The organism is Rahnella sp. GSA61A, from assembly GCF_019969905.1.
In the GTDB taxonomy this organism is placed as follows: domain Bacteria; phylum Pseudomonadota; class Gammaproteobacteria; order Enterobacterales; family Enterobacteriaceae; genus Rahnella; species Rahnella aceris.
This window is the reverse complement of record NZ_JAHXYO010000033.1, coordinates 19,536-39,257: the sequence shown is the minus strand read 5'-3', so window position 1 is coordinate 39,257 and position 19,722 is coordinate 19,536. Positions and strand designations below refer to the sequence as shown.

27 protein-coding genes and 3 pseudogenes are annotated in these 19,722 nt (G+C 47.7%); 16 read left to right on the top strand and 14 right to left on the bottom strand.

Annotation, left to right across the window (positions count from 1 at the left end; genetic code table 11):
• From tuf to bfr, 3 genes and pseudogenes are all read left to right on the top strand, one after another.
• Positions 1–200, top strand: a pseudogene (tuf, locus tag LC431_RS25250) (elongation factor Tu); the annotation flags it as partial.
• A gap of 146 nt (positions 201–346) precedes the next feature.
• Positions 347–541, top strand: coding sequence for a bacterioferritin-associated ferredoxin (gene bfd, locus LC431_RS25245; RefSeq protein WP_112197974.1), 195 nt, complete (start codon positions 347–349; stop codon positions 539–541).
• An 85-nt stretch (positions 542–626) separates the two neighbouring features.
• Positions 627–1,106 carry a bacterioferritin gene (gene bfr / locus LC431_RS25240; RefSeq protein ID WP_013573672.1) on the top strand — a complete coding sequence of 160 codons (480 nt, stop codon included), beginning with the start codon at positions 627–629 and terminating at the stop codon, positions 1,104–1,106.
• 11 nt (positions 1,107–1,117) lie between these two features.
• On the opposite strand, the gene LC431_RS26450 is transcribed toward bfr, so the two are convergent.
• The 14 genes and pseudogenes from LC431_RS26450 to gspC all read right to left on the bottom strand — a co-directional run bounded on the left by LC431_RS26450 (position 1,118) and on the right by gspC (position 12,196).
• A complete protein-coding gene (locus tag LC431_RS26450; protein WP_014411536.1) occupies positions 1,118–1,621 on the bottom strand; it encodes an A24 family peptidase in 504 nt (167 codons plus the stop codon).
• Between the two features lie 42 nt (positions 1,622–1,663).
• Positions 1,664–1,822 (bottom strand): annotated as a pseudogene (locus LC431_RS26445) (prepilin peptidase); the annotation flags it as partial.
• A gap of 162 nt (positions 1,823–1,984) precedes the next feature.
• The gene (gene gspM / locus LC431_RS25230; RefSeq protein WP_112197973.1) at positions 1,985–2,443 is read right to left on the bottom strand and encodes a type II secretion system protein GspM; all 459 of its coding nucleotides are present in this window, start codon (positions 2,441–2,443) and stop codon (positions 1,985–1,987) included.
• Positions 2,440–3,615 carry a type II secretion system protein GspL gene (gspL, locus tag LC431_RS25225; RefSeq protein WP_223510428.1) on the bottom strand — a complete coding sequence of 392 codons (1,176 nt, stop codon included), beginning with the start codon at positions 3,613–3,615 and terminating at the stop codon, positions 2,440–2,442. The genes gspM and gspL overlap by 4 nt, the downstream gene beginning before the upstream one ends.
• A pseudogene (gene gspK, locus LC431_RS25220) lies at positions 3,616–4,440 on the bottom strand (type II secretion system minor pseudopilin GspK); the annotation flags it as partial.
• A gap of 18 nt (positions 4,441–4,458) precedes the next feature.
• The gene (locus LC431_RS25215) at positions 4,459–4,602 is read right to left on the bottom strand and encodes a hypothetical protein (protein ID WP_223510427.1); all 144 of its coding nucleotides are present in this window, start codon (positions 4,600–4,602) and stop codon (positions 4,459–4,461) included.
• Positions 4,595–5,278, bottom strand: coding sequence for a type II secretion system minor pseudopilin GspJ (gene gspJ / locus LC431_RS25210; protein WP_223510426.1), 684 nt, complete (start codon positions 5,276–5,278; stop codon positions 4,595–4,597). The genes LC431_RS25215 and gspJ overlap by 8 nt, the downstream gene beginning before the upstream one ends.
• The gene (gene gspI / locus LC431_RS25205) at positions 5,275–5,664 is read right to left on the bottom strand and encodes a type II secretion system minor pseudopilin GspI (protein WP_013573678.1); all 390 of its coding nucleotides are present in this window, start codon (positions 5,662–5,664) and stop codon (positions 5,275–5,277) included. The genes gspJ and gspI overlap by 4 nt, the downstream gene beginning before the upstream one ends.
• A complete protein-coding gene (gene gspH / locus LC431_RS25200; RefSeq protein WP_013573679.1) occupies positions 5,664–6,185 on the bottom strand; it encodes a type II secretion system minor pseudopilin GspH in 522 nt (173 codons plus the stop codon). Before gspH ends, gspI begins: the two co-directional genes overlap by 1 nt.
• Before the next feature lie 2 nt (positions 6,186–6,187).
• Positions 6,188–6,643 (bottom strand): type II secretion system major pseudopilin GspG, encoded by a 456-nt coding sequence (gene gspG / locus LC431_RS25195; protein WP_013573680.1) that lies wholly within the window; start codon positions 6,641–6,643, stop codon positions 6,188–6,190.
• A gap of 12 nt (positions 6,644–6,655) precedes the next feature.
• A complete protein-coding gene (gene gspF, locus LC431_RS25190; protein WP_014411537.1) occupies positions 6,656–7,873 on the bottom strand; it encodes a type II secretion system inner membrane protein GspF in 1,218 nt (405 codons plus the stop codon).
• A complete protein-coding gene (gene gspE, locus LC431_RS25185) occupies positions 7,870–9,396 on the bottom strand; it encodes a type II secretion system ATPase GspE (RefSeq protein WP_013573682.1) in 1,527 nt (508 codons plus the stop codon). Before gspE ends, gspF begins: the two co-directional genes overlap by 4 nt.
• Before the next feature lie 3 nt (positions 9,397–9,399).
• Entirely contained in the window at positions 9,400–11,379 is a 1,980-nt protein-coding gene (gene gspD, locus LC431_RS25180) for a type II secretion system secretin GspD (protein WP_013573683.1), read from the bottom strand.
• Positions 11,363–12,196, bottom strand: a complete 834-nt coding sequence (gene gspC, locus LC431_RS25175; RefSeq protein ID WP_223510424.1) for a type II secretion system protein GspC — start codon at positions 12,194–12,196, stop codon at positions 11,363–11,365. Before gspC ends, gspD begins: the two co-directional genes overlap by 17 nt.
• A gap of 198 nt (positions 12,197–12,394) precedes the next feature.
• Here gspC and LC431_RS25170 point away from each other — a divergent pair, with 198 nt between their 5' ends.
• From LC431_RS25170 to rpsQ, 13 genes are all read left to right on the top strand, one after another.
• The gene (locus tag LC431_RS25170) at positions 12,395–13,915 is read left to right on the top strand and encodes an ExeA family protein (RefSeq protein ID WP_112197971.1); all 1,521 of its coding nucleotides are present in this window, start codon (positions 12,395–12,397) and stop codon (positions 13,913–13,915) included.
• Positions 13,916–13,921: 6 nt separating this feature from the next.
• The gene (locus tag LC431_RS25165) at positions 13,922–14,407 is read left to right on the top strand and encodes a hypothetical protein (protein ID WP_013573686.1); all 486 of its coding nucleotides are present in this window, start codon (positions 13,922–13,924) and stop codon (positions 14,405–14,407) included.
• Positions 14,408–14,641: 234 nt separating this feature from the next.
• On the top strand, positions 14,642–14,953 hold the full coding sequence (gene rpsJ, locus LC431_RS25160) for a 30S ribosomal protein S10 (RefSeq protein ID WP_009639175.1): 312 nt from the start codon (positions 14,642–14,644) through the stop codon (positions 14,951–14,953).
• A 33-nt stretch (positions 14,954–14,986) separates the two neighbouring features.
• Entirely contained in the window at positions 14,987–15,616 is a 630-nt protein-coding gene (gene rplC, locus LC431_RS25155) for a 50S ribosomal protein L3 (protein ID WP_013573687.1), read from the top strand.
• A 16-nt stretch (positions 15,617–15,632) separates the two neighbouring features.
• Positions 15,633–16,238, top strand: a complete 606-nt coding sequence (rplD, locus tag LC431_RS25150; RefSeq protein WP_013573688.1) for a 50S ribosomal protein L4 — start codon at positions 15,633–15,635, stop codon at positions 16,236–16,238.
• Positions 16,235–16,537, top strand: coding sequence for a 50S ribosomal protein L23 (gene rplW, locus LC431_RS25145; protein WP_013573689.1), 303 nt, complete (start codon positions 16,235–16,237; stop codon positions 16,535–16,537). The genes rplD and rplW overlap by 4 nt, the downstream gene beginning before the upstream one ends.
• An 18-nt stretch (positions 16,538–16,555) precedes the next feature.
• The gene (rplB, locus tag LC431_RS25140) at positions 16,556–17,380 is read left to right on the top strand and encodes a 50S ribosomal protein L2 (RefSeq protein ID WP_013573690.1); all 825 of its coding nucleotides are present in this window, start codon (positions 16,556–16,558) and stop codon (positions 17,378–17,380) included.
• A 14-nt stretch (positions 17,381–17,394) separates the two neighbouring features.
• Complete coding sequence (gene rpsS, locus LC431_RS25135) at positions 17,395–17,673, top strand: 30S ribosomal protein S19 (protein ID WP_004929772.1); 279 nt, start codon at positions 17,395–17,397, stop codon at positions 17,671–17,673.
• Positions 17,674–17,687: 14 nt separating this feature from the next.
• Complete coding sequence (gene rplV / locus LC431_RS25130) at positions 17,688–18,020, top strand: 50S ribosomal protein L22 (RefSeq protein WP_004391423.1); 333 nt, start codon at positions 17,688–17,690, stop codon at positions 18,018–18,020.
• A 17-nt stretch (positions 18,021–18,037) separates the two neighbouring features.
• Complete coding sequence (gene rpsC, locus LC431_RS25125) at positions 18,038–18,736, top strand: 30S ribosomal protein S3 (RefSeq protein ID WP_013573691.1); 699 nt, start codon at positions 18,038–18,040, stop codon at positions 18,734–18,736.
• Between the two features lie 12 nt (positions 18,737–18,748).
• Positions 18,749–19,159, top strand: coding sequence for a 50S ribosomal protein L16 (gene rplP / locus LC431_RS25120; protein ID WP_009639183.1), 411 nt, complete (start codon positions 18,749–18,751; stop codon positions 19,157–19,159).
• Positions 19,159–19,350 carry a 50S ribosomal protein L29 gene (rpmC, locus tag LC431_RS25115; protein ID WP_013573692.1) on the top strand — a complete coding sequence of 64 codons (192 nt, stop codon included), beginning with the start codon at positions 19,159–19,161 and terminating at the stop codon, positions 19,348–19,350. The genes rplP and rpmC overlap by 1 nt, the downstream gene beginning before the upstream one ends.
• A complete protein-coding gene (gene rpsQ, locus LC431_RS25110) occupies positions 19,350–19,604 on the top strand; it encodes a 30S ribosomal protein S17 (protein WP_013573693.1) in 255 nt (84 codons plus the stop codon). Before rpmC ends, rpsQ begins: the two co-directional genes overlap by 1 nt.
• The last annotated feature ends 118 nt before the right edge of the window (positions 19,605–19,722 follow it).

Below are 19,722 nucleotides of genomic sequence, written 5' to 3'. Positions count from 1 at the left end.
CACAGTTCTACTTCCGTACAACTGACGTGACCGGTACTATCGAACTGCCAGAAGGCGTTGAGATGGTTATGCCTGGTGACAACGTGAACATGGTTGTTACCCTGATCCACCCAATCGCGATGGATGACGGTCTGCGTTTCGCAATCCGTGAAGGCGGCCGTACTGTAGGTGCTGGTGTTGTTGCTAAAGTTATCGCTTAATCGCTGATAATTAAGAGCAAAAAAAGGGTGCTTCGGCACCCTTTTTTATTGCCTAAAATTTGTGTGCAAAAGCGTTCAAACTGCATTTGCAATAATAACCATTCTCATTTACAGTTAGTTCAAGATTTATGCGAAGCGTGGTTTATATGTACGTGTGTTTGTGCAATTCAGTCAGTGATAAAACGATCAGACAGGCAGTCAGACGTTACCAGCCGCAAACGTTCCAACAGTTGAGGAGTTTTGTTCCGGTAGGAACGCAATGTGGCAAATGTGTTCGTGCGGCACGACAAATAATGGAAGATGAATTACAGCAAATTCCTGATTTCAAAAACATCGCGTAAAAATACTTAGTTAAAAAGTGTGCCTTTTTTTTGACTTACTCTGAACCGGATCTACGCTTTAGATACCGGAACGGAGGAGTTACCTATGAAAGGCGATAAAAAAGTCATTGCACACCTCAATAAACTTCTTGGAAATGAACTGGTTGCTATCAATCAGTACTTTTTGCATGCCCGTATGTTTAAAAACTGGGGACTGATGCGTCTCAACGGTATCGAATATCACGAATCCATTGATGAAATGAAACATGCCGATATCTATATTGAGCGGATCCTCTTCCTGGAAGGGCTTCCTAACCTGCAGGATCTCGGCAAACTCAATATTGGTGAAGATGTTGAGGAAATGCTGAAATCTGATTTGCTGCTGGAACTTGAAGGGGCGAAGGATTTACGCGAAGGCATTGCTTATGCTGACTCGGTGCACGATTACGTCAGCCGCGATTTAATGATTAATATCCTGGCGGATGAAGAGCATCACATCGACTGGCTGGAAACCGAACTGGAACTCATCGGGCGTATTGGCATTCAGAACTACATCCAGTCTCAGCTGAAAGAAGAATCCCAGTAATTTCTGCTGTATTAACTCAACATCAGCCAGATTGTTTTGCTCTCCTGGCTGATGTAAATCAGCGCACCAGCCAGTGCCAGGCAGGGTCCGAAAGGCGTTTGCTCTGACATTTTATAAATACTTACCCTTACCAGTGTGAAAACGATCCCCGCAAGCGCGGCGAGAATACACAGATATGGCAACATCTGCCAGCCTACCCAGGCGCCAAGTGCTGCCAGGAGTTTAAAATCCCCGTACCCCATTCCCTCTTTGCCGCTGACTAACTTGACACTCCAGTACAAAAACCACAACGCCAGATAACCTGCGACCGCGCCATATAATGCATTCTGAAGTGTCACGCTGCCGTACAGAGAGTGGACGAGTAACCCGGCCCACAGCAAGGGCAGTGTCAGTCGGTCAGGAAGCAGGTAAGTTGCCAAATCAATCAGGCTTAATGCCAGAAGAAACCAGAACAGTAATAAGGCACTGAATAAACTCAGGGGAGTGGTAAACAGAAACGACAGACCAAGAAACATGGCGGCGCATCCTGCTTCTGTAAGGGGGTACCTTTTAGAGATCGTGGTTTTGCAATAATGGCATTTCCCCCGTAACAACAACCAGCTCAAAACCGGAATGTTCTGCCAGTATTTTAGCGGATGTATACAGGCGGGGCAGTGTGATGCCGGAAGGCTCAGATTAAACCCATGCTCTGTCAGTTGACCATCGTTCTGAATCATCAGCGGCAAGCGATAAACGACGACATTAAGAAAGCTGCCCAGCAGCAATCCCAAAACAGCGACGCAGGTGTGATAAAACCCGTCGGGTAATGATGTGATATAAGACAATTGCTGCCATCCTCCGTCCATGCTAAATATCTTCCTTGTTATGACATCTGCCCGTTAACGCAGTGTGAGTTGAGGAACACTGACGCTTCCTGTTGGTCCGTTACCTGTCACTATTGAGATGGCCACGACCTGAATACCGTATTCCTTATTGAGAATTTCAAGCCAGCGTAAAAGGGTGGTGTAAGGGATCTGCTCAAAGCTTAGGGCGACTCCCCGCTCATTCTGAGTAGTCTTAGGAAGTTGCAGGGATAAACCTGCCGCTGAGGTGTTAATAGCTTCCGTCAGCTTTTCTGTCTTAACTCGCAGTCCGGAAGGTGCCCCGAGACGCTGGGTTTGCTGAATCATCCATTCAAGCTGGTGATGTTGTGTGTTGACCCGTGCACGGGATTGGGCGATCCGGTTGTTGAGCGGGGTTAAAATACCGTACCAGATGCAAGTTACTGCCAACAGAAAAGCGGCAACCAGTATCAGCCATCTTTCCCGTTCATTTTTAAGCATCAGCCACTGTTTCATGATTTACTCCGCTGAGTTAGCGTGGCGGTGATACCCGCTGATGACGTGGCTAACTTAGAAATGGCAAAGTGAAAATCGCTTTCGGTCCGTTCGACGAAATCATCAATCGCCGCCCGGTCACCCGTAGTAATCTGCAGAGTGAACTGTTTCGTCTCTTGCTGAAAATCTAATTTATCTATGTCAATTTGCGGGCTCTGCCCCTGATAAGTCGTGAGTTTTGCCAGTGCAGGAAGAAAAGCCATGGGTACTTTTTTCATATTTTGTTCAAAATAGAACTTCAGATTACGGGTGTGTTTGTCCTGCGGAAACCAGGTTTGATGAAGTGCAAGCCTCTCTTTTTTCAGTAATGATTCTTGCTGAGAAATCTGCCACCAGGTGAAAAGTTTGGCGCCGATAATCACTAGCACCGTGAGTATCGCCATGCTGGTTGCCACCCGTAGCAGATGACGTTCCCAGACGGATTCTTCTTTACGCACGGCGAACTCGCCCTGCAGCAGATTCACTGCTGACGGACAGTTATTCTTCATCATAATCAGGGGATGAAAAGGCAGATCAGCGCGCACCCAGCCAGCAGAAATCGATTTCTCATCTCCGTAGTAATGTAATGTCTCCGGCGTTGCGATTTTAAGTAGGGTATCGAGTAATACCTGCTCAACCTGGCAGCCTGAATATTCCGACTGTCGAAGGAGCCACTGCTTATCAAGCTTCATTATCGACCAGCCTTCTTCATGCCTGGGCAGCAGCAAGGCATCAATATAAATGTGCCTTATTGTCAGCCCTGCATCGCTAAATAGCCGAAGCCAGTTTCTTAAATAATCTGATTCAATACCCGCCACAAAGAGTGTCTGTTTTTCTCGATAAAGCTCAACCCAATGCAACGTATCGACATCGCTGGCAATACTTTCTTCAGTAAGATGGCCAATCATCTGGCGAGTAATTTTGTTTGCGTGTTGAGGCAGAGCGATCTGACGGAAAACTATTTCACTGGCCGGGATGAACAGACAAACATTACGTGCCGCAGGTTGTGTGGCGAGTTCTGATAAATGTTCGGTATCCGGCAGGCAATGGATATCGTTGTCACATTCTGCCTTATCCGTGAACCAATAGAGTGAGTGCTCTGGCGTAGTACCAGCCCTGATAAACAGCCTGTTGGCCAGATGAAGTTGTTCCATTTACTCAATTACCCGATAGCGACGTTGATAAATTTTGATTTTTGAATCCTGTGGATTGAATTGCACAAAACTGCTCATAGCATTTTGCTGTTCTTCAAACCGGCCTAGCGTATAGAGGACGAAGTATTGGCTGCGTACCGTCAGCAGCGGTTTTAATTCGCTGCTTTGGATTTCCAGACTAAAACGCTGTTTCTTCACCTCTTTCAGAAAAGCGTCAACAGAAACCCAGCCTCTGCGCGGTCGCGCTGAAATTAATCTGATTGCATCCTCCTGATTAATACCGCCAAGAAATAAGGCGCTTAACAGAGGAGCCTGTTCTTCGGTCAGCATATTCACATTAATTTGCTGAAACTCTTCGGGGAGAGTGCAAAGCTGATGTCGGATTTTTTTGAGTGGCAGAAGAGGGAGGTCGGGCAGCAGCGCCAGCTCATTCAGGGAAAAAAGACGTTGATTAGCTGCAGCGCGGGGCGGTATCAGCGTTTCGTAATACTCGGATTCCGCACCGGATGTTCGGGTCTCGTTATCGACATCAAGATAATCGCTGAGGGTATCAGCGAACCGCTCGGTTTCAACGGATGTTGCCTGCGCATCGAGAAGAAGTTGTTTCAGTACCTGCGTATTGTATGGTTCACCCTCTATCGTCGTGTCAGGCTCGTTATTACGCAGGCTGTTAATGTTAAAACAGTTTTGTCCATCCGCAATAATATAGTCCACTGAAAATCCATCCTGGCCGGTGAAGTGCCCTTGCTGAACGGCAAACTGATCGAGGTTGTTTTGAACAGGGTTTTCGGTAAGTTCTTTTTTCAGTCTCGGCAGGGCGATTTCTTCAGCGGCAAAGGTTAGTCAGCGTAATTGCTGTTGATTGAGTAACCAGCTTTGGCGGTGCTGGCTGACCTGAAATTGCAGCGTCATTTTTGCCGCTAATGCAGCCATGATGGCAAGGATCATTAAGACGATCAGTAGCGCCACACCCTGTTGCTTACTCATCGTTGGTGTTCTCCCCGTTTAAGGATACCGGAGCTGCGGATTCAGAACTTGCTTGCTCAGACGGCTTATCAGCTGACTCTGCCTTCGTCTCCTCAATTATTTGGGGCAGGAGGAATAACCGGCGTATTTCACCCATATCTTCCAGCGTGACAATGAGTTCGATGACTTTTGGAAAAGAATCCGTTTTGCTCCAGCTGTTGGTCCAGCCGCCGGAATAGAATCGCCAATGCAAAGAACTTACGCCTGTCAGCAGGGTAAAGGGCGTTATCGCTGATGAATCAGTCAGTGGCTGGGACGGAAGAGATTGTGCGCTGCGCGTCAGTGTGTGATCGGTAAATGTCCAGGTAACCCGTGTAAGATCACTGGCAGACAAGGGGGCTGATGCAGAATAACTGCCAATGGTTGTAAAACTTAATGATGTCTCAGAGGCTGATAAAAGAGCTCCTGCCACATCGGTTTGCCGTGGCAATATCTGGATCAGATCCCGTTCCAGCAAAGAAAATGTAGTCTGAATTACGGTCAGTCTTGCCGTGTGTTCTTGTGCTATTTCACTGTTTTTAACTGATGCGGAAAGGATCTGATAGGCCAGCAGGCTGAGAAGCGCAAATATCGTCATCGCAATCATGACTTCTATCAGCGTGAAACCTTGTTGTTTGGCTGGCTGCTGGCAGCTCATGGCTTCTCTGCCATTATCTGAGTCCAGCGGCTCACCGAAAGGATCGGCGAATGGGCATCTTCAATCTGAAGAACGCGTACCTGGTTCTGGCTAATGTTGTTCTCTCTATCAAGGGTATGTTGCTGTTCAACAAACCATTCCTGCCCGGCTAGCGTTACTCGTCTTTTTTCTTTTTTTTCCGCTTTGATCTGTGTTTCTATCAGCGTATTTTCAGCAACCCAGCTGGCAAAGAGAGAAGTTCGAAAATGATCTACTGCGCTCATTTGCGAACTCAGGCTATTCAGTAATGCCAGAGCCGCCGTGGCGAAGATGCCGAGGGCAATGATTACTTCAATCAGAGTCATACCTTGCTGATTTTTAACACTACACGTTGAAGATATACGCATTATTTTCCAGACCTTCTGACATTGAAGATCAGTGGCAGTCGTCCTTCAGAAATGATGCTGCAACAGGCCGGTTCAGATGCAGAGGAAGAAAAACTGAGTTCAAAGACTGAAAGTGTTCCGTCGGGCATAAAAACAATCTGTGGTGGGCGGTTGATAGATTTATTGAGGGCTAAAGGGCTGAGCGAAAGGGTTTCATTTTCCGCAAATTCACCGCTGACAGGCATGCGGGAAGATTCAATTTCTTGCCACTGAGGCTCACGTGTTAGTGGAATCAACGTTAGCGTGCCACCTAAAATCACAAACCGATAAGCGCCGGCCGTTAAGGAAAGCCCGAGCGGTTTTCCTTCCAGCACTGCGCGCTCAGCAGCATATTCCATCACTGTTTTCATTTGCTCAGCGCGTTGGATTTGTGAGTTGTCAGACGGTAAAACCATGACCACAACCCCTGCAGCAATGGCGAAAATGGCCATTACCATCAGTATTTCCAGCAGCGTAAAGCCGGATTGTTTGACCGCGGACAAGGTTAGTGATCCTTCTCAACCCAGTTCTTTATGTCATCTGCGGTGTTGGGCTCACTGTCAGGCCCGGCAGAAAAGACATCGATAGCCCCATGTTCACCTGGACTGACCAACATGTATTCGTTGCCCCAGGGATCGGCGGGCAAACGCTTTATGTATCCATCGTTACGATAATTTGCAGGTAGCGGGTTGATCGTGGGCAGGGTTACAAGGGCTTCAAGCGTTTGTTCGGTTGTTGGATAGCGATGGTTATCCAGCTTATACATGTCGAGGGCGTTCTCGAGGGCGACAATATCGCTGACGGCTTTTTGGGTATCTGCCCGTTCTTTGTTGCCCATTACATTAGGAACAACGAGCGCTGCCAGCACCCCGAGAATGACGATAACCACCATCAGTTCGATTAATGTAAAGCCTTGTTGCTTCTGAGTGCCAATGTACTGATTTTTTTGAATGTTTAACATGGAATGATACCTTTAACTGACCAGATTATTAAGCTGGAGAATCGGTTGTAAAATCGACATGATGATGAATAAAACAATACTGGCCATAGTGACAATCAGCAGTGGTTCAAATAGCGCCAATACCATTGAAAGCCGGTGTTGCATCAGCTTGTCCTGATTGTCAGCCGCGTGTGCCATAAGCTCGCCAAGACGCCCGCTTTGTTCACCGGAAGCAATCATGTAGAGCATCATGGGTGGGAAGAGGCGGGTTTGTTCCAGAACAGCAAAGAGTGAGCTGCCCTGACGAACATGTTCTGCCGCTTGGGTAAGTAAATAATGGATCCGGCGGTTAGTTATCCCTTCTGTTGAGATTTTCATCGCATCAAGTAAAGGAACGCCGCTCGATTGCAAGATACTGAGAGTCCGGGCATATCGGGCACTATTGATGGCCCTGATCAGTGGCCCTAAAACGACAACACCGAGCAACGCCGTATGAAAACGCATAAGATTATGCTTACGGCGCAGAGCCAGCCTGAAGGTAGCGATGAAAGCGATAACCACTATGGCAATCACCCACCATGTACGTTCCAGGAAACCACTGACGCCAATTAAAATACGGGTGGAGATGGGCAGCGTATGTTTCATATGCACAAACTGTTCAATGATTTGCGGGACGACGGCAACCAGCAAAATAACAATCACTAGAATGGCAATGATGGTGAGCATGGCCGGGTAAATCATGGCTTGCGACAACTTGCTTTTGATTTGCTGGCGGATTTCATAATAATCCGCCATTTTTTCCAGTACGGTGCCGAGTTGTCCGGTTCGTTCACCTGCCGTGACCAGTGTTCTGAACATCGGATCAAATAGGCGAGGAAAATCAGATAATGCATCGGCTAGCGTATGTCCCTCCACCACTTTGTTACGCACAGCGGTCAGCACTTGCGTGAGTCCGGCGTGCTCGGTTTGGCGGGCAATAACGGCAAGTGCGGCTTCTACGGGCAGGGCTGCATTGGTTAATGTGGCGAGCTGACGTGAGAATAGTGAAATGGCATGTGAAGGGACACGCGTTTTCAATCCTTTATTTTTACTATTTAGAGTTGTCAGCGAGTTGCCCACCTGCTTTATTTCAAGAAGCGTTAAACCCCGCTCGCGGACAATCTGGCGCGCCAGGCGGAGAGAATCGGCATCAATTACTCCTCGCTGCGTCTTGCCCGTCGGGGTGATTGCATGAAAGGCGAAGCGGCTCATGAGGGCGTTCCCCGTGTCGCTATCTCTTGTTCGGCAGTAACTCTGATCACTTCTTCCAGCGTAGTCTCGCCGCTAATGGTTTTAAGCAGTCCATTTTCCCGCAAGCTTCGGGCAGTTTTGCGATGAATGTTCTCAATGGAAAATTCATCCTGATTCTCATGAATAGCCTGACGTATAGCGTTATCAACAACCATGCATTCGTGGATAGCCGCCCTGCCTTTATAGCCCGTGAAATGGCATTGAGAACATCCGACGGCTTTAAAAACAGTGGCTGGTGGTTCAGGCAGAAAGTGGAATAAAGGAATGTGAGACACATCTAACGGGGACTGTCGGGTACAATGCGGGCAAAGGCGTCGCACGAGTCGCTGAGCCACCACGCCTAATAATGAGGAGGCGAGAAGGAAGGGCTCCAGACCCATATCCCGTAAACGGGTAATGGCACCGACGGCACTATTTGTATGCAATGTTGACATCACCAGATGGCCGGTCAGTGAAGCCTGCACCGCGATTTGAGCTGTTTCATTGTCGCGGATCTCACCGACCATGACTACATCCGGGTCCTGACGCAAAATCGCCCGCAAACCGAGCGCAAATGTCATTTCTACACGGGGGTTAACTTGCGTTTGCCCCACGCCCTCCAGTTCATACTCAATCGGGTCTTCGACAGTAAGAATGTTACGCTCGTTATTGTTGAGTGCAGAAAGAACTGCGTACAGAGTCGTGCTTTTACCTGAACCGGTCGGCCCGGTGACCAGAATGATCCCGTGAGGTTTACGGATTAATGCCGATAGCTGTTGTTCGTCCTGTGGAGACAGACCAAGTTGTGGAATCTCAAGACATAAATTATTTTTATCCAAAAGGCGCATCACCACACGCTCACCATATTGAGCTGGAATGGTCGATACGCGGATATCAATCGCCCGGTGACCGATACGTAACGAAATGCGACCATCCTGAGGTAAACGTTTTTCAGCGATATCCAGTTTCGCCATCACCTTGATGCGCGATACCAAGAACGGTGCCAGCTTGCGAGCCGGTTGCAGGATTTGCCGTAAGACGCCATCGATACGAAACCGGATACTGAGCATGCGTTCGAAGGTTTCGATATGGATATCCGAAGCACCCTCTTTGACTGCTTCAGAAAGCACCGCATTAATCAGACGGATGATCGGCGAATTTTCATCACTGGCCAGTAAGTCTTCGTTATCAGGTAATTCCTCAGACAAAGACAGAAGATCGACCTCGTTATCGATATCATCAATGATTTGTTGTGACTCGCCGCTGCTACGCTGGTAGGTTGCTGATAACTTTTCATCGAACAATGTCGTTTCCACTATTTCGACCGCCGTTATTTCACCCATGATCCGACGTACTTCGAGCAGTGTTTCCGCTGAAATGTCCTGTCGGCAAAAAAGTACGTTATCAAGCAGCGTTACGCCTTTTTGTTTGGCGTAGGTATAAGGCAGAACAGGGGAGGCTTGTTCCACAACGGGTCTATATAGCACTTCGTTATCACTGTTCATGGCTTATCCACTAAACGGATTACGAGGTTTGCCGTCATCAGGCGTGGTGGATATGGATGCTTTTGGCACATTGTTCCCAGGATAGTCAGGCAAAATAGAACGGGTATTTGGCGTGAGCAGATCCTGATGGTCCTCATCCTGACGCGTTTTTTGAATTTTTTGAAAGTGCGAATATTTCTTATTGGAAATGGAAGAGTAAACCTCATCATCACGAATAATGGTCGGCCTGATAAACACCATCAGATTACGTTTTGCTGATTCAGTGCTGGTATAGCGGAACAAATTGCCTATCCACGGAATATCACCCAACAGAGGAACTTTGGATTTGGTTTCTTTGGTACTGTCATCCAGCAAACCGCCCAGGACTACAGTTTCACCCGTACGAACCAGCACGGCATTGGAAATGGTGCGGGTATTGAAGGTCGGACCAAGACTAGAGTTAGTTGAAGTATCAACGCTGGAAACTTCCTGTTCGATTTCCATCAGCACAGAGTCACCTTCATTGATCTGCGGAGTGACTTTTAATTTTGTGCCGACGGTTTTGTAAACCACGCTGCTATAAATGTTATCGCCAGATGTAGTTTGTGAGCCGGACAGGGAGGGGACTTCCTGACCGACGTTGAATGAGGCTTCTTTATTATCGAGAGTGACAATGCTTGGGGTGGCAAGAATATCGTTTTTATTACTGGTGGATAACGCAGTGAGTAAGACATTCCAGTCACCGCTAAAGAAGCCTGCGGTCATGCCATTGAAGGTCTGCAAAGTGCTGCTCAGAGGATTATCGCTGCTGATAATGCCCTCTTTTTTGTACTGGCGAACTCCGGCCGCAACGGTCGATATTGGCGCGCCGGTTCCGGTAAATTGTGTTCCACCAACCTGGTTGTTGCTCCACTGGATACCCAGATTAAGCCCGTTGCCATCCTGTACTTCGACAATAATGGCTTCGACTAACACCTGTGCACGGCGGATATCGAGCTTGGTGATGACCTGTTCGAGTGACTGCATCACATCCTGCTGTGCAGTAATGACGATGGAGTTTGTTTGTTCATCTGCAGTGATGCTCATCGGCTTGTTAGACGCGCCGGAAGGCTGAGCTGTTTTGCCTTCTTTCATCTCTTCTGTGATGCCAGTAAGTACGGGAACGATTTTTTCCGCTTTGGCATATTTCAGATAGAAAACACGCGTATTGCCCTGAGATGACTGGTCTTTATCAAGCTGACTAACCAGTTTTGCTGCGCGGCTGCGCACACCTTCTGGCCCGCTGATGATTAGGGTATTGGTTCTCTCATCCGCGACGATTTTGGCTTGTAATATGGACGATGATTGTCCTTTAGATTCCTCGCGAACCAGGTTGTTCATCATCTCAGCCATTTCCGGGGCAGAAGCATATTTTAGTTTAATGGTTTGCCTTTGCTGGTCACCCATCGCGTCAACGCGTTCGACAAGCTTAATAAGCCGGTTGACCACCGATGCCCGGCCCGTCAGAAGCAAAACATTGGAGGGTTCGTAATGAACAACATTCCCTACTCCGGTACTGTCATTCATCTGGCGAAGCAAAGGTGCTAACTCTCTGACCGGCACATTAAGAAGCGTTACGACGCGGGTGATAATTTCATCTCCCTTGCCGGGGTTGTTTTTGTCTGCAACGGGCACGCCAGACATTTTGGCATTCGCTGAACGCACGACCTTCAGTAGCCCGTTGTCCATGGGGATCACAGCAAAACCATAGACATCCAGCACGCTGAGAAAAAATTGATAGTATTGTTCTTCATTCAAAACATCATAACTTCTGACAGAAACAGTTCCCTGCACGGAGGGATCGATAAGGATAGTTTTATTCAGATTTTTACTTACCGTATCAATAAACTCTTTAATATCCGTGCCTTTAAAGCTCGCAGTAAACTCTTCCGCGTGTACAATCCCTGGAAGGGTGGCAAATAATATGCATGCCTTTACTAGGAGAGAGTTAATGAACTTCTTCATGACTTTCTGTATCCAACGATGTTTCGATAGTGGCTAGATTTATATAGATATTCTGAAGTTGATTTTCTCTCAGAACGGTAAGTTGTACATCCCTCAGGCTTGCCAGTTGTTCAATGTATTTATCTGCTGTTGCAGTGTCGTCGAGAGATTGCCCATTTATTTTGATGACGAACTCGCCTGGAATAAGTCCCGCTCTAAGATAAACATTGCGGCTCGTTTTGGGATTGAATCTATAACCTGTAAGTTTCTCATCTTTATATACGGGGTTGGCAACTAAATAATGCATTAAGTATTTTGCGTGTTCTTTGTTTGCCCTCTGTTTTTGTGGTTCTGGGCGTTTATTATCCTGAGCTTTATCACTGAGGTATAAAATCGCTGTTCCCTTGGGGGTGCGTATTAAAACTTCGTCTGGTTTTACTGACTGCAAGTAAGCGTTTTCCACATCAGCAAGCTTTTCACCTTCACGGTAACTATGCTGACCCGTCGGTCCTTGAAGAATAGCCAGTGAGCGCCGACTGTCAGTACTTGTCAGAACTCCCTTAAGGAATAAGGGAAGCTTAACGCTAGTCGCTGGTGATCGAGTTACCTCTTTAATCACTGCATTTCTGCGTTTTTCAAATAGTGTGCCGGGTATATTGATAAAAATTTTGGCGTCGGTGGAGGTCTTGGGCAGGAACCCAAAACTTTCCCTGCTATTTAGCACAGTAAAAGCGATTGTTGAGCAACAAATCATTGTGAGTGTGAATGTAATGACAATAAGTATTCCTGTCTTCAATGATATATTTGGCCGATGCCCTTTATTCCAGATGGCATACATGTATTGGATCATTCCCTTGTGCTTTCGTTATTCCAGTGGGTTACTTATTAGGCTATATTATACGCAGAAAAACATTGATTCACATTAATACATGTTCAATACGAATGAGGTTGTGTTTCTTGATTTTCAGATTTATTCCTCTTTCGGTTTTTTATTTAAAAACATTCATTGAATGTATAAATGGTTATGGGTATCGGTATGTACCGCGATTACTTTAATTTTGTCACGCTTCCCTTTTTGGAAGGTAATTATTTCAATAATATACGTTTGTTGGCCGCTCAGGATTTTATTCTGCAGAAGTTGAATCAGGGAGGTATCGCGATAATCGATGGTAACAAAGGTGTTGGTAAAACGCGACTGGCGCACGAGATTGCCAGAAAAAGTCAATGCCGGGTATTGAATTTAAGTGCAGCGTCTTTGAATGGCGCAGACAGTGAAAGCCTTGGACAATTACTAGCCTTTTGTTTTCATTTAAAGAAATGGCAAACATTACCAGCCTCGATTCTCACTATGCGAATTGCAGAATCCTTTGTCCACAATGAGGACCCCACAGAGCCCTGGTTGGTCGTGATCGATAATGCTGAAAACCTCACGCCAGAAAGTTATGAGTTTTTACGTACATTCAAAACTTATCCGCAATCTCTGCGTGTCTCATTCCTGCTAGTAGAAGAACATAAGGGGAGTAAAGGCCGCGGCAGGCACCATAAGATGGGGCTACCACATGCGGTTTACTCTCTGTCTCCAATGAGTCTCGCAGAAACCTCGGACTATCTGTCCCAAAGGATGCAATCAGCCGGAGGGGAGCCAACCCTTTTTAACAAACCACTCGTCAAATTGTTGCACAGTGCTGCTGGTGGGCGGTTTCGGCTTATTAATGAACTGGCAACAGATTCACTTAACAGCGCATATGCAGAAAAAACACAGTCAGTCACTTATCGGCAAATGAAAGTCTGCCTCGAAGCCCGAGGACTGACGCTTGGCAAAAGGAAATGTCTCACGTTTCTCATTGCGTGTTACATGCTTTTGGGCAGTGTTTTGGGATGGACTTATTTAGGTTATGTAAAGCCATACCTGCCGCTGTTGGCGACGTTTTCCGAAAGGCTGCATGAAATCCCTGCTGCGGCCAAAAAACTGAGTGATGTTGGAAGTAACGAGCGTAACGGAATGCGTCAGCTCTTTCAGGTGTGGGGTTATGACGTGCCAACTAATGATGCGTTCTGTGATCAGGCCGTCCGTGCACAGCTCACCTGTAAAAAGGGTAAGGCAACCTTAGAGACCTTAGTCCAGGACGGAATTCCCTGGTTAAGTCCGATTACAGCAGATAAACAGACCGTGTACGCTACCGTTGTGAAGGTCACTGATGAGGAGTTAGATATTCTTATTAAAGATGAGACGTGGACGGTTCAGCGCAGCTGGTTTAACGAAGTTTGGGGTGGCGAATATATCCAGCTATTTCCGCAGACTCCGAGCGGTAAAAACGCCATCAACAATACAAGCCCTGAAGCTGACACCGCTTGGTTAGATATGACACTGAGCAAAATCCTGAACCTGCCATTCGGTAAAACGGGTCAGTGGGACAAAGATTTGATCAGGAAGGTTAAATTATTCCAACAACGGGAAGGTCTTATTGTTGATGGAAGGGTAGGTAAGGGCACACTGATGCAAATCGCTAAACGTACCGGCAACATGCCCGTGCTGCTTACAGAAGAAGAGCTCTAGGTTAAAATGCAAAACATTCATTTATCGGCTTACACAAGCCATTTAAACAAACAAAAAGTGAAGGTGGTAGTGCATCGCCCGCTCAGAAAAAGCCTTTATTCTCTGGGATTAGGTTGCCTATGCTTGTTGGCTGGTGCGATGGCAGGGGCTTATCTTCATATAAGTTATCTTAACTGGCAGAGTTACCGGATAGGTGTCAGTGAAGAATCCCGTCTTCCTTATAAGCAATCCCCCTTACATTACATCTATCAGGACAAAGCGATGCCTGCTGTTAGTCAGTCGGCCGATAGTGATGACGATACAAATGCTGATGAACAACTGCTGGAAGATACTTCATCTATGGAAAATGAGGCTCCGGAAGAGGCGCCGACAGGCGAAAGCGATGAAAGTCAAATCATGAAGTTAGATGAGGGAAGCCCGGATATACCATTACAAGAGTGGTTGGAAAAAGCGATGTTGGAACAGCAACAAGAAGAGAAGAGCGCAAAATAAAAGCATTTTTTTTGTAGTTCGGATTGCTTCTTACTGGTGTTTAAGTATAATGCGCGGGCTTACCTAATCTTGGTAGGCCTGGTTCAATGAGAATCAGATGGCCGATAAGTTTACTTGCCGGTCAACAATACTCCCGATATGGGGGTTATGTGAAGAACGATTACACTCTCCCATCAATCGAAATGGGTTTGAGGAGTAATCATTTACGTTTAAAATAATTGGAGCTCTGGTCTCATGCAGAACCAAAGAATCCGTATCCGCCTGAAAGCGTTTGATCATCGTCTGATCGATCAATCAACTGCGGAAATCGTTGAGACTGCGAAGCGCACTGGTGCGCAAGTTCGTGGTCCAATCCCGCTGCCGACCCGCAAAGAGCGCTTTACCATCCTGATTTCTCCGCACGTCAATAAAGATGCGCGCGATCAGTATGAAATTCGCACTCACAAGCGTCTGGTTGACATCGTTGAGCCAACCGAGAAAACCGTTGATGCTCTGATGCGTCTGGATCTGGCTGCTGGTGTAGACGTGCAGATCAGCCTGGGTTAATCAGGGTCATTGAGCGATTGAGAGGTTGAAACAATGATTGGTTTAGTCGGTAAGAAAGTGGGTATGACTCGTATCTTCACTGAAGATGGCGTTTCTATCCCTGTAACCGTTATCGAAATTGAAGCAAACCGCGTTACTCAGGTCAAAGACCTGGACAACGACGGTTACCGCGCTGTGCAGGTTACTACTGGTAGCAAAAAAGCTAACCGTGTAACCAAACCAGAAGCGGGTCACTTCGCTAAAGCTGGCGTAGAAGCTGGCCGCGGTCTGTGGGAATTCCGCCTTGCAGAAGGTGAAGAGTTCACTGCAGGTCAGAACATTAGCGTTGAAATTTTCGCAGACGTTAAGAAAGTTGATGTTACCGGTACTTCTAAAGGTAAAGGTTTTGCTGGCACAGTTAAGCGCTGGAATTTCCGTACCCAAGACGCTACCCATGGTAACTCCTTGTCTCACCGTGTTCCGGGTTCTATCGGTCAGAACCAGACTCCGGGCAAAGTGTTCAAAGGCAAGAAAATGGCAGGCCAACTGGGTAACGAGCGTGTAACCGTTCAAAGCCTGGACGTAGTACGTGTTGACGCTGAGCGCAACCTGCTGCTGGTCAAGGGTGCTGTTCCGGGTGCTACCGGTGGCAACCTGATCGTTAAACCTGCTGTTAAGGCTTAACGTCGAGGAGATAGGAATGGAATTAGTAGTGAAAGACGCGCAGAGCGCGCTGACTGTTTCCGAAACTACCTTCGGGCGTGATTTCAATGAAGCGCTGGTACACCAGGTCGTTGTTGCTTATGCAGCAGGTGCCCGTCAAGGTACTCGCGCTCAGAAGACCCGTGCTGAAGTAACCGGTTCCGGTAAAAAACCTTGGCGTCAGAAAGGTACTGGCCGTGCGCGTTCAGGTTCTGTAAAGAGCCCGATCTGGCGTTCCGGTGGTGTAACCTTCGCTGCAAAGCCACAGGACCACAGTCAAAAAGTAAATAAAAAGATGTACCGCGGCGCGCTGAAAAGCATCCTGTCCGAACTGGTACGTCAAGATCGTTTGATCGTTGTCGAGACGTTCTCTGTAGAAGCGCCTAAAACTAAGCTGCTGGCACAGAAACTGAAAGACATGGCTCTGGAAGACGTGCTGATTGTAACTGGCGAAGTCGACGAGAATCTGTTCCTGGCCGCACGTAACCTGTACAAGGTTGACGTTCGCGATGTAGCAGGTATCGATCCAGTAAGCCTGATCGCCTTCGACAAAGTAGTTATGACTGCTGACGCTGTGAAGCAAGTTGAGGAGATGCTGGCATGATTCGTGAAGAACGTCTGCTGAAAGTGCTGCGCGCGCCGCACGTTTCTGAAAAAGCGTCTACTGCGATGGAAAAGAACAATACCATCGTTCTCAAAGTTGCCAAAGACGCGACTAAAGCGGAAATCAAAGCTGCGGTTTCGAAACTGTTTGAAGTCGAAGTCGAAGATGTGAACACCTTGCTGGTTAAAGGCAAAGTTAAACGTCACGGTCAGCGTGTTGGTCGTCGTAGCGACTGGAAAAAAGCTTACGTAACCCTGAAAGAAGGCCAGAATCTGGACTTCATCAGCGGCGCTGAGTAAGTCGGAGGAGTAAGAACAATGGCAATTGTTAAATGTAAACCTACATCTCCGGGTCGTCGCCACGTTGTTAAAGTGGTTAACCCTGAGCTGCACAAGGGTAAACCTTATGCTCCGCTGCTTGAAAAACTGAGCAAAAGCGGTGGCCGTAACAACAATGGCCGTATCACCACCCGTCATATCGGTGGTGGCCACAAACAGCATTATCGTCTGGTTGACTTCAAACGCAACAAAGATGGTATCGCTGCAGTGGTTGAGCGTCTGGAGTACGATCCGAACCGTTCCGCGAATATCGCGCTGGTTCTGTACAAAGACGGCGAACGCCGTTATATCCTGGCGCCGAAAGGCCTGAAAGTGGGTGACCAGATCCAATCTGGTGTTGATGCTGCAATCAAGACAGGTAACACCCTGCCTATGCGCAACATCCCAGTAGGTTCAACGGTTCATAACGTAGAAATGAAACCAGGTAAAGGCGGCCAGATGGCTCGCTCAGCCGGTGCCTACGTTCAGATCGTTGCTCGTGACGGTTCCTACGTAACTCTGCGTCTGCGCTCTGGCGAAATGCGTAAAGTTCAAGTTGATTGCCGCGCCACCTTAGGTGAAGTCGGTAACTCTGAACATATGCTTCGCGTTCTGGGTAAAGCAGGTGCTGCTCGTTGGCGTGGTATTCGTCCTACCGTTCGCGGTACTGCGATGAACCCAGTCGATCACCCACACGGTGGTGGTGAAGGTCGTAACTTTGGTAAGCACCCGGTAACTCCATGGGGCGTTCAAACCAAAGGTAAGAAGACCCGTAGCAACAAGCGTACTGATAAATTCATTGTACGTCGCCGTAGCAAAAAATAATTAGAGGATAAGCCATGCCACGTTCTCTCAAGAAAGGTCCTTTTATTGACCTGCACTTGCTGAAGAAGGTAGAGAAAGCGGTGGAAAGCGGTGACAAGAAGCCTTTGCGCACTTGGTCCCGTCGTTCAACGATCTTTCCTAACATGATCGGTTTGACCATCGCTGTCCATAATGGTCGTCAGCACGTACCAGTATTTGTTTCCGATGAAATGGTCGGTCACAAACTGGGTGAATTCGCGCCGACTCGTACTTATCGCGGCCATGCGGCTGATAAAAAAGCTAAAAAGCGCTAAGGTAGGAGGAAGAGATGGAAACTATCGCTAAACATCGCCACGCTCGTTCTTCTGCTCAGAAGGTTCGCCTTGTTGCTGACCTGATTCGCGGTAAGAAAGTGTCGCAAGCTCTGGAAACTCTGGCCTATACCAACAAGAAAGCTGCTGGTCTGGTTAAGAAGGTACTGGAGTCTGCCATTGCTAACGCAGAACACAACGATGGCGCTGACATCGATGATCTGAAAGTCACGAAGATTTTCGTAGACGAAGGCCCAAGCATGAAGCGCATTATGCCGCGTGCTAAAGGTCGTGCAGATCGCATTCTGAAGCGCACCAGCCACATTACTGTGGTTGTGTCCGATCGCTGAGACTCTGGAGACTAGCAATGGGTCAGAAAGTACATCCTAATGGTATTCGACTGGGTATTGTCAAACCTTGGAACTCTACTTGGTATGCAAATACCAAAGATTTCGCTGACAACCTGGACGGCGACTTTAAAGTTCGTCAGTTCCTGACTAAGGAATTGGCGAAAGCTTCCGTTTCTCGCATCGTTATCGAGCGTCCAGCGAAGAGCATCCGTGTGACTATTCACACTGCTCGTCCTGGCATCGTTATCGGCAAGAAAGGCGAAGATGTCGAAAAACTGCGTAAGGTCGTAGCGGATATCGCTGGCGTTCCTGCGCAGATTAACATCGCCGAAGTCCGTAAACCGGAACTGGACGCAAAATTGGTTGCTGACAGCATCACTTCACAGCTGGAACGTCGTGTTATGTTCCGTCGTGCTATGAAGCGTGCAGTACAGAACGCAATGCGTCTTGGCGCTAAAGGTATCAAAGTTGAAGTAAGCGGCCGTCTTGGCGGTGCTGAAATCGCGCGTACTGAATGGTACCGTGAAGGTCGTGTTCCGTTGCACACTCTGCGTGCGGATATCGATTACAACACATCTGAAGCGCACACCACTTACGGTGTAATCGGCGTTAAGGTATGGATCTTCAAAGGTGAGATCCTGGGTGGTATGGCTGCAGTTGAACAACCGGAACCGGCTGCTCAACCTAAAAAGCAGCAGCGTAAAGGCCGCAAGTAAGGAGAGTCGCTGATGTTACAACCAAAGCGTACAAAATTCCGTAAGGTGCACAAGGGCCGCAACCGTGGTCTTGCGCAAGGTACGGATGTGAGCTTCGGCACTTACGGTCTGAAAGCTGTTGGCCGTGGTCGTCTGACTGCTCGTCAAATTGAAGCAGCACGTCGTGCGATGACCCGTGCAGTTAAGCGTCAAGGTAAGATCTGGATCCGAGTATTCCCGGACAAACCGATCACCGAGAAACCGCTCGAAGTTCGTATGGGTAAAGGTAAAGGCAACGTAGAGTATTGGGTTGCTTTGATCCAGCCTGGTAAAGTCCTGTACGAAATGGACGGTGTGCCTGAAGAGCTGGCTCGTGAAGCCTTCCAGCTGGCAGCAGCCAAACTGCCTATCAAAACCACCTTTGTAACTAAGACGGTGATGTAATGAAAGCACAAGAGCTGCGCGAAAAAAGCGTGGAAGAGCTGAACACTGAGTTGCTGAACCTTTTGCGTGAGCAGTTTAACCTGCGCATGCAAACGGCAAGCGGCCAGTTGCAGCAAACACACCTGTTGAAGCAAGTGCGTCGTGATGTAGCACGTGTGAAAACTTTACTGACTGAAAAGGCGGGTGCGTAATGACTGACAAGATCCGTACTCTGCAGGGTCGTGTAATCAGTAACAAAATGGAAAAATCCATTGTTGTTGCGATTGAGCGCGTGGTGAAACACCCGATTTACGGTAAGTTCATCAAACGTACGACTAAATTGCACGTACATGACGAGAACAATGAATGTGGTATCGGCGACGTTGTGGAAATCAGCGAATGCCGTCCACTGTCTAAGACTAAGTCTTGGACCTTGGTTCGCGTTGTAGAGAAAGCGATTCTGTAATACAGTAGCGCCTCTCAAAAATAGATAAACGGCTCATGTACGTGGGCCGTTTATTTTTTCTACCCATAATCGGGAACCGGTGTTATAATGCCGCGCCCTCATATTGTGGGGATTTCTT

Coding starts and splice junctions, on each gene's coding strand:
- gspL (WP_223510428.1), bottom strand. CDS start 3,615: ATGGAACAACTTCATCTGGCCAACAGGCTGTTTATCAGGGCTGGTACT.
- LC431_RS25215 (WP_223510427.1), bottom strand. CDS start 4,602: ATGAGTAAGCAACAGGGTGTGGCGCTACTGATCGTCTTAATGATCCTT.
- gspI (WP_013573678.1), bottom strand. CDS start 5,664: ATGCGTATATCTTCAACGTGTAGTGTTAAAAATCAGCAAGGTATGACT.
- LC431_RS25170 (WP_112197971.1), top strand. CDS start 12,395: ATGTACCGCGATTACTTTAATTTTGTCACGCTTCCCTTTTTGGAAGGT.
- bfr (WP_013573672.1), top strand. CDS start 627: ATGAAAGGCGATAAAAAAGTCATTGCACACCTCAATAAACTTCTTGGA.
- gspE (WP_013573682.1), bottom strand. CDS start 9,396: ATGAACAGTGATAACGAAGTGCTATATAGACCCGTTGTGGAACAAGCC.
- rplC (WP_013573687.1), top strand. CDS start 14,987: ATGATTGGTTTAGTCGGTAAGAAAGTGGGTATGACTCGTATCTTCACT.
- rplP (WP_009639183.1), top strand. CDS start 18,749: ATGTTACAACCAAAGCGTACAAAATTCCGTAAGGTGCACAAGGGCCGC.
- LC431_RS26450 (WP_014411536.1), bottom strand. CDS start 1,621: ATGTTTCTTGGTCTGTCGTTTCTGTTTACCACTCCCCTGAGTTTATTC.
- gspM (WP_112197973.1), bottom strand. CDS start 2,443: ATGAAACAGTGGCTGATGCTTAAAAATGAACGGGAAAGATGGCTGATA.
- gspC (WP_223510424.1), bottom strand. CDS start 12,196: ATGTATGCCATCTGGAATAAAGGGCATCGGCCAAATATATCATTGAAG.
- rplV (WP_004391423.1), top strand. CDS start 17,688: ATGGAAACTATCGCTAAACATCGCCACGCTCGTTCTTCTGCTCAGAAG.
- gspG (WP_013573680.1), bottom strand. CDS start 6,643: ATGTTAAACATTCAAAAAAATCAGTACATTGGCACTCAGAAGCAACAA.
- rplB (WP_013573690.1), top strand. CDS start 16,556: ATGGCAATTGTTAAATGTAAACCTACATCTCCGGGTCGTCGCCACGTT.
- gspD (WP_013573683.1), bottom strand. CDS start 11,379: ATGAAGAAGTTCATTAACTCTCTCCTAGTAAAGGCATGCATATTATTT.
- rpmC (WP_013573692.1), top strand. CDS start 19,159: ATGAAAGCACAAGAGCTGCGCGAAAAAAGCGTGGAAGAGCTGAACACT.
- gspJ (WP_223510426.1), bottom strand. CDS start 5,278: ATGAGCTGCCAGCAGCCAGCCAAACAACAAGGTTTCACGCTGATAGAA.
- rpsQ (WP_013573693.1), top strand. CDS start 19,350: ATGACTGACAAGATCCGTACTCTGCAGGGTCGTGTAATCAGTAACAAA.
- rpsC (WP_013573691.1), top strand. CDS start 18,038: ATGGGTCAGAAAGTACATCCTAATGGTATTCGACTGGGTATTGTCAAA.
- rplW (WP_013573689.1), top strand. CDS start 16,235: ATGATTCGTGAAGAACGTCTGCTGAAAGTGCTGCGCGCGCCGCACGTT.
- rplD (WP_013573688.1), top strand. CDS start 15,633: ATGGAATTAGTAGTGAAAGACGCGCAGAGCGCGCTGACTGTTTCCGAA.
- bfd (WP_112197974.1), top strand. CDS start 347: ATGTACGTGTGTTTGTGCAATTCAGTCAGTGATAAAACGATCAGACAG.
- rpsJ (WP_009639175.1), top strand. CDS start 14,642: ATGCAGAACCAAAGAATCCGTATCCGCCTGAAAGCGTTTGATCATCGT.
- LC431_RS25165 (WP_013573686.1), top strand. CDS start 13,922: ATGCAAAACATTCATTTATCGGCTTACACAAGCCATTTAAACAAACAA.
- gspF (WP_014411537.1), bottom strand. CDS start 7,873: ATGAGCCGCTTCGCCTTTCATGCAATCACCCCGACGGGCAAGACGCAG.
- rpsS (WP_004929772.1), top strand. CDS start 17,395: ATGCCACGTTCTCTCAAGAAAGGTCCTTTTATTGACCTGCACTTGCTG.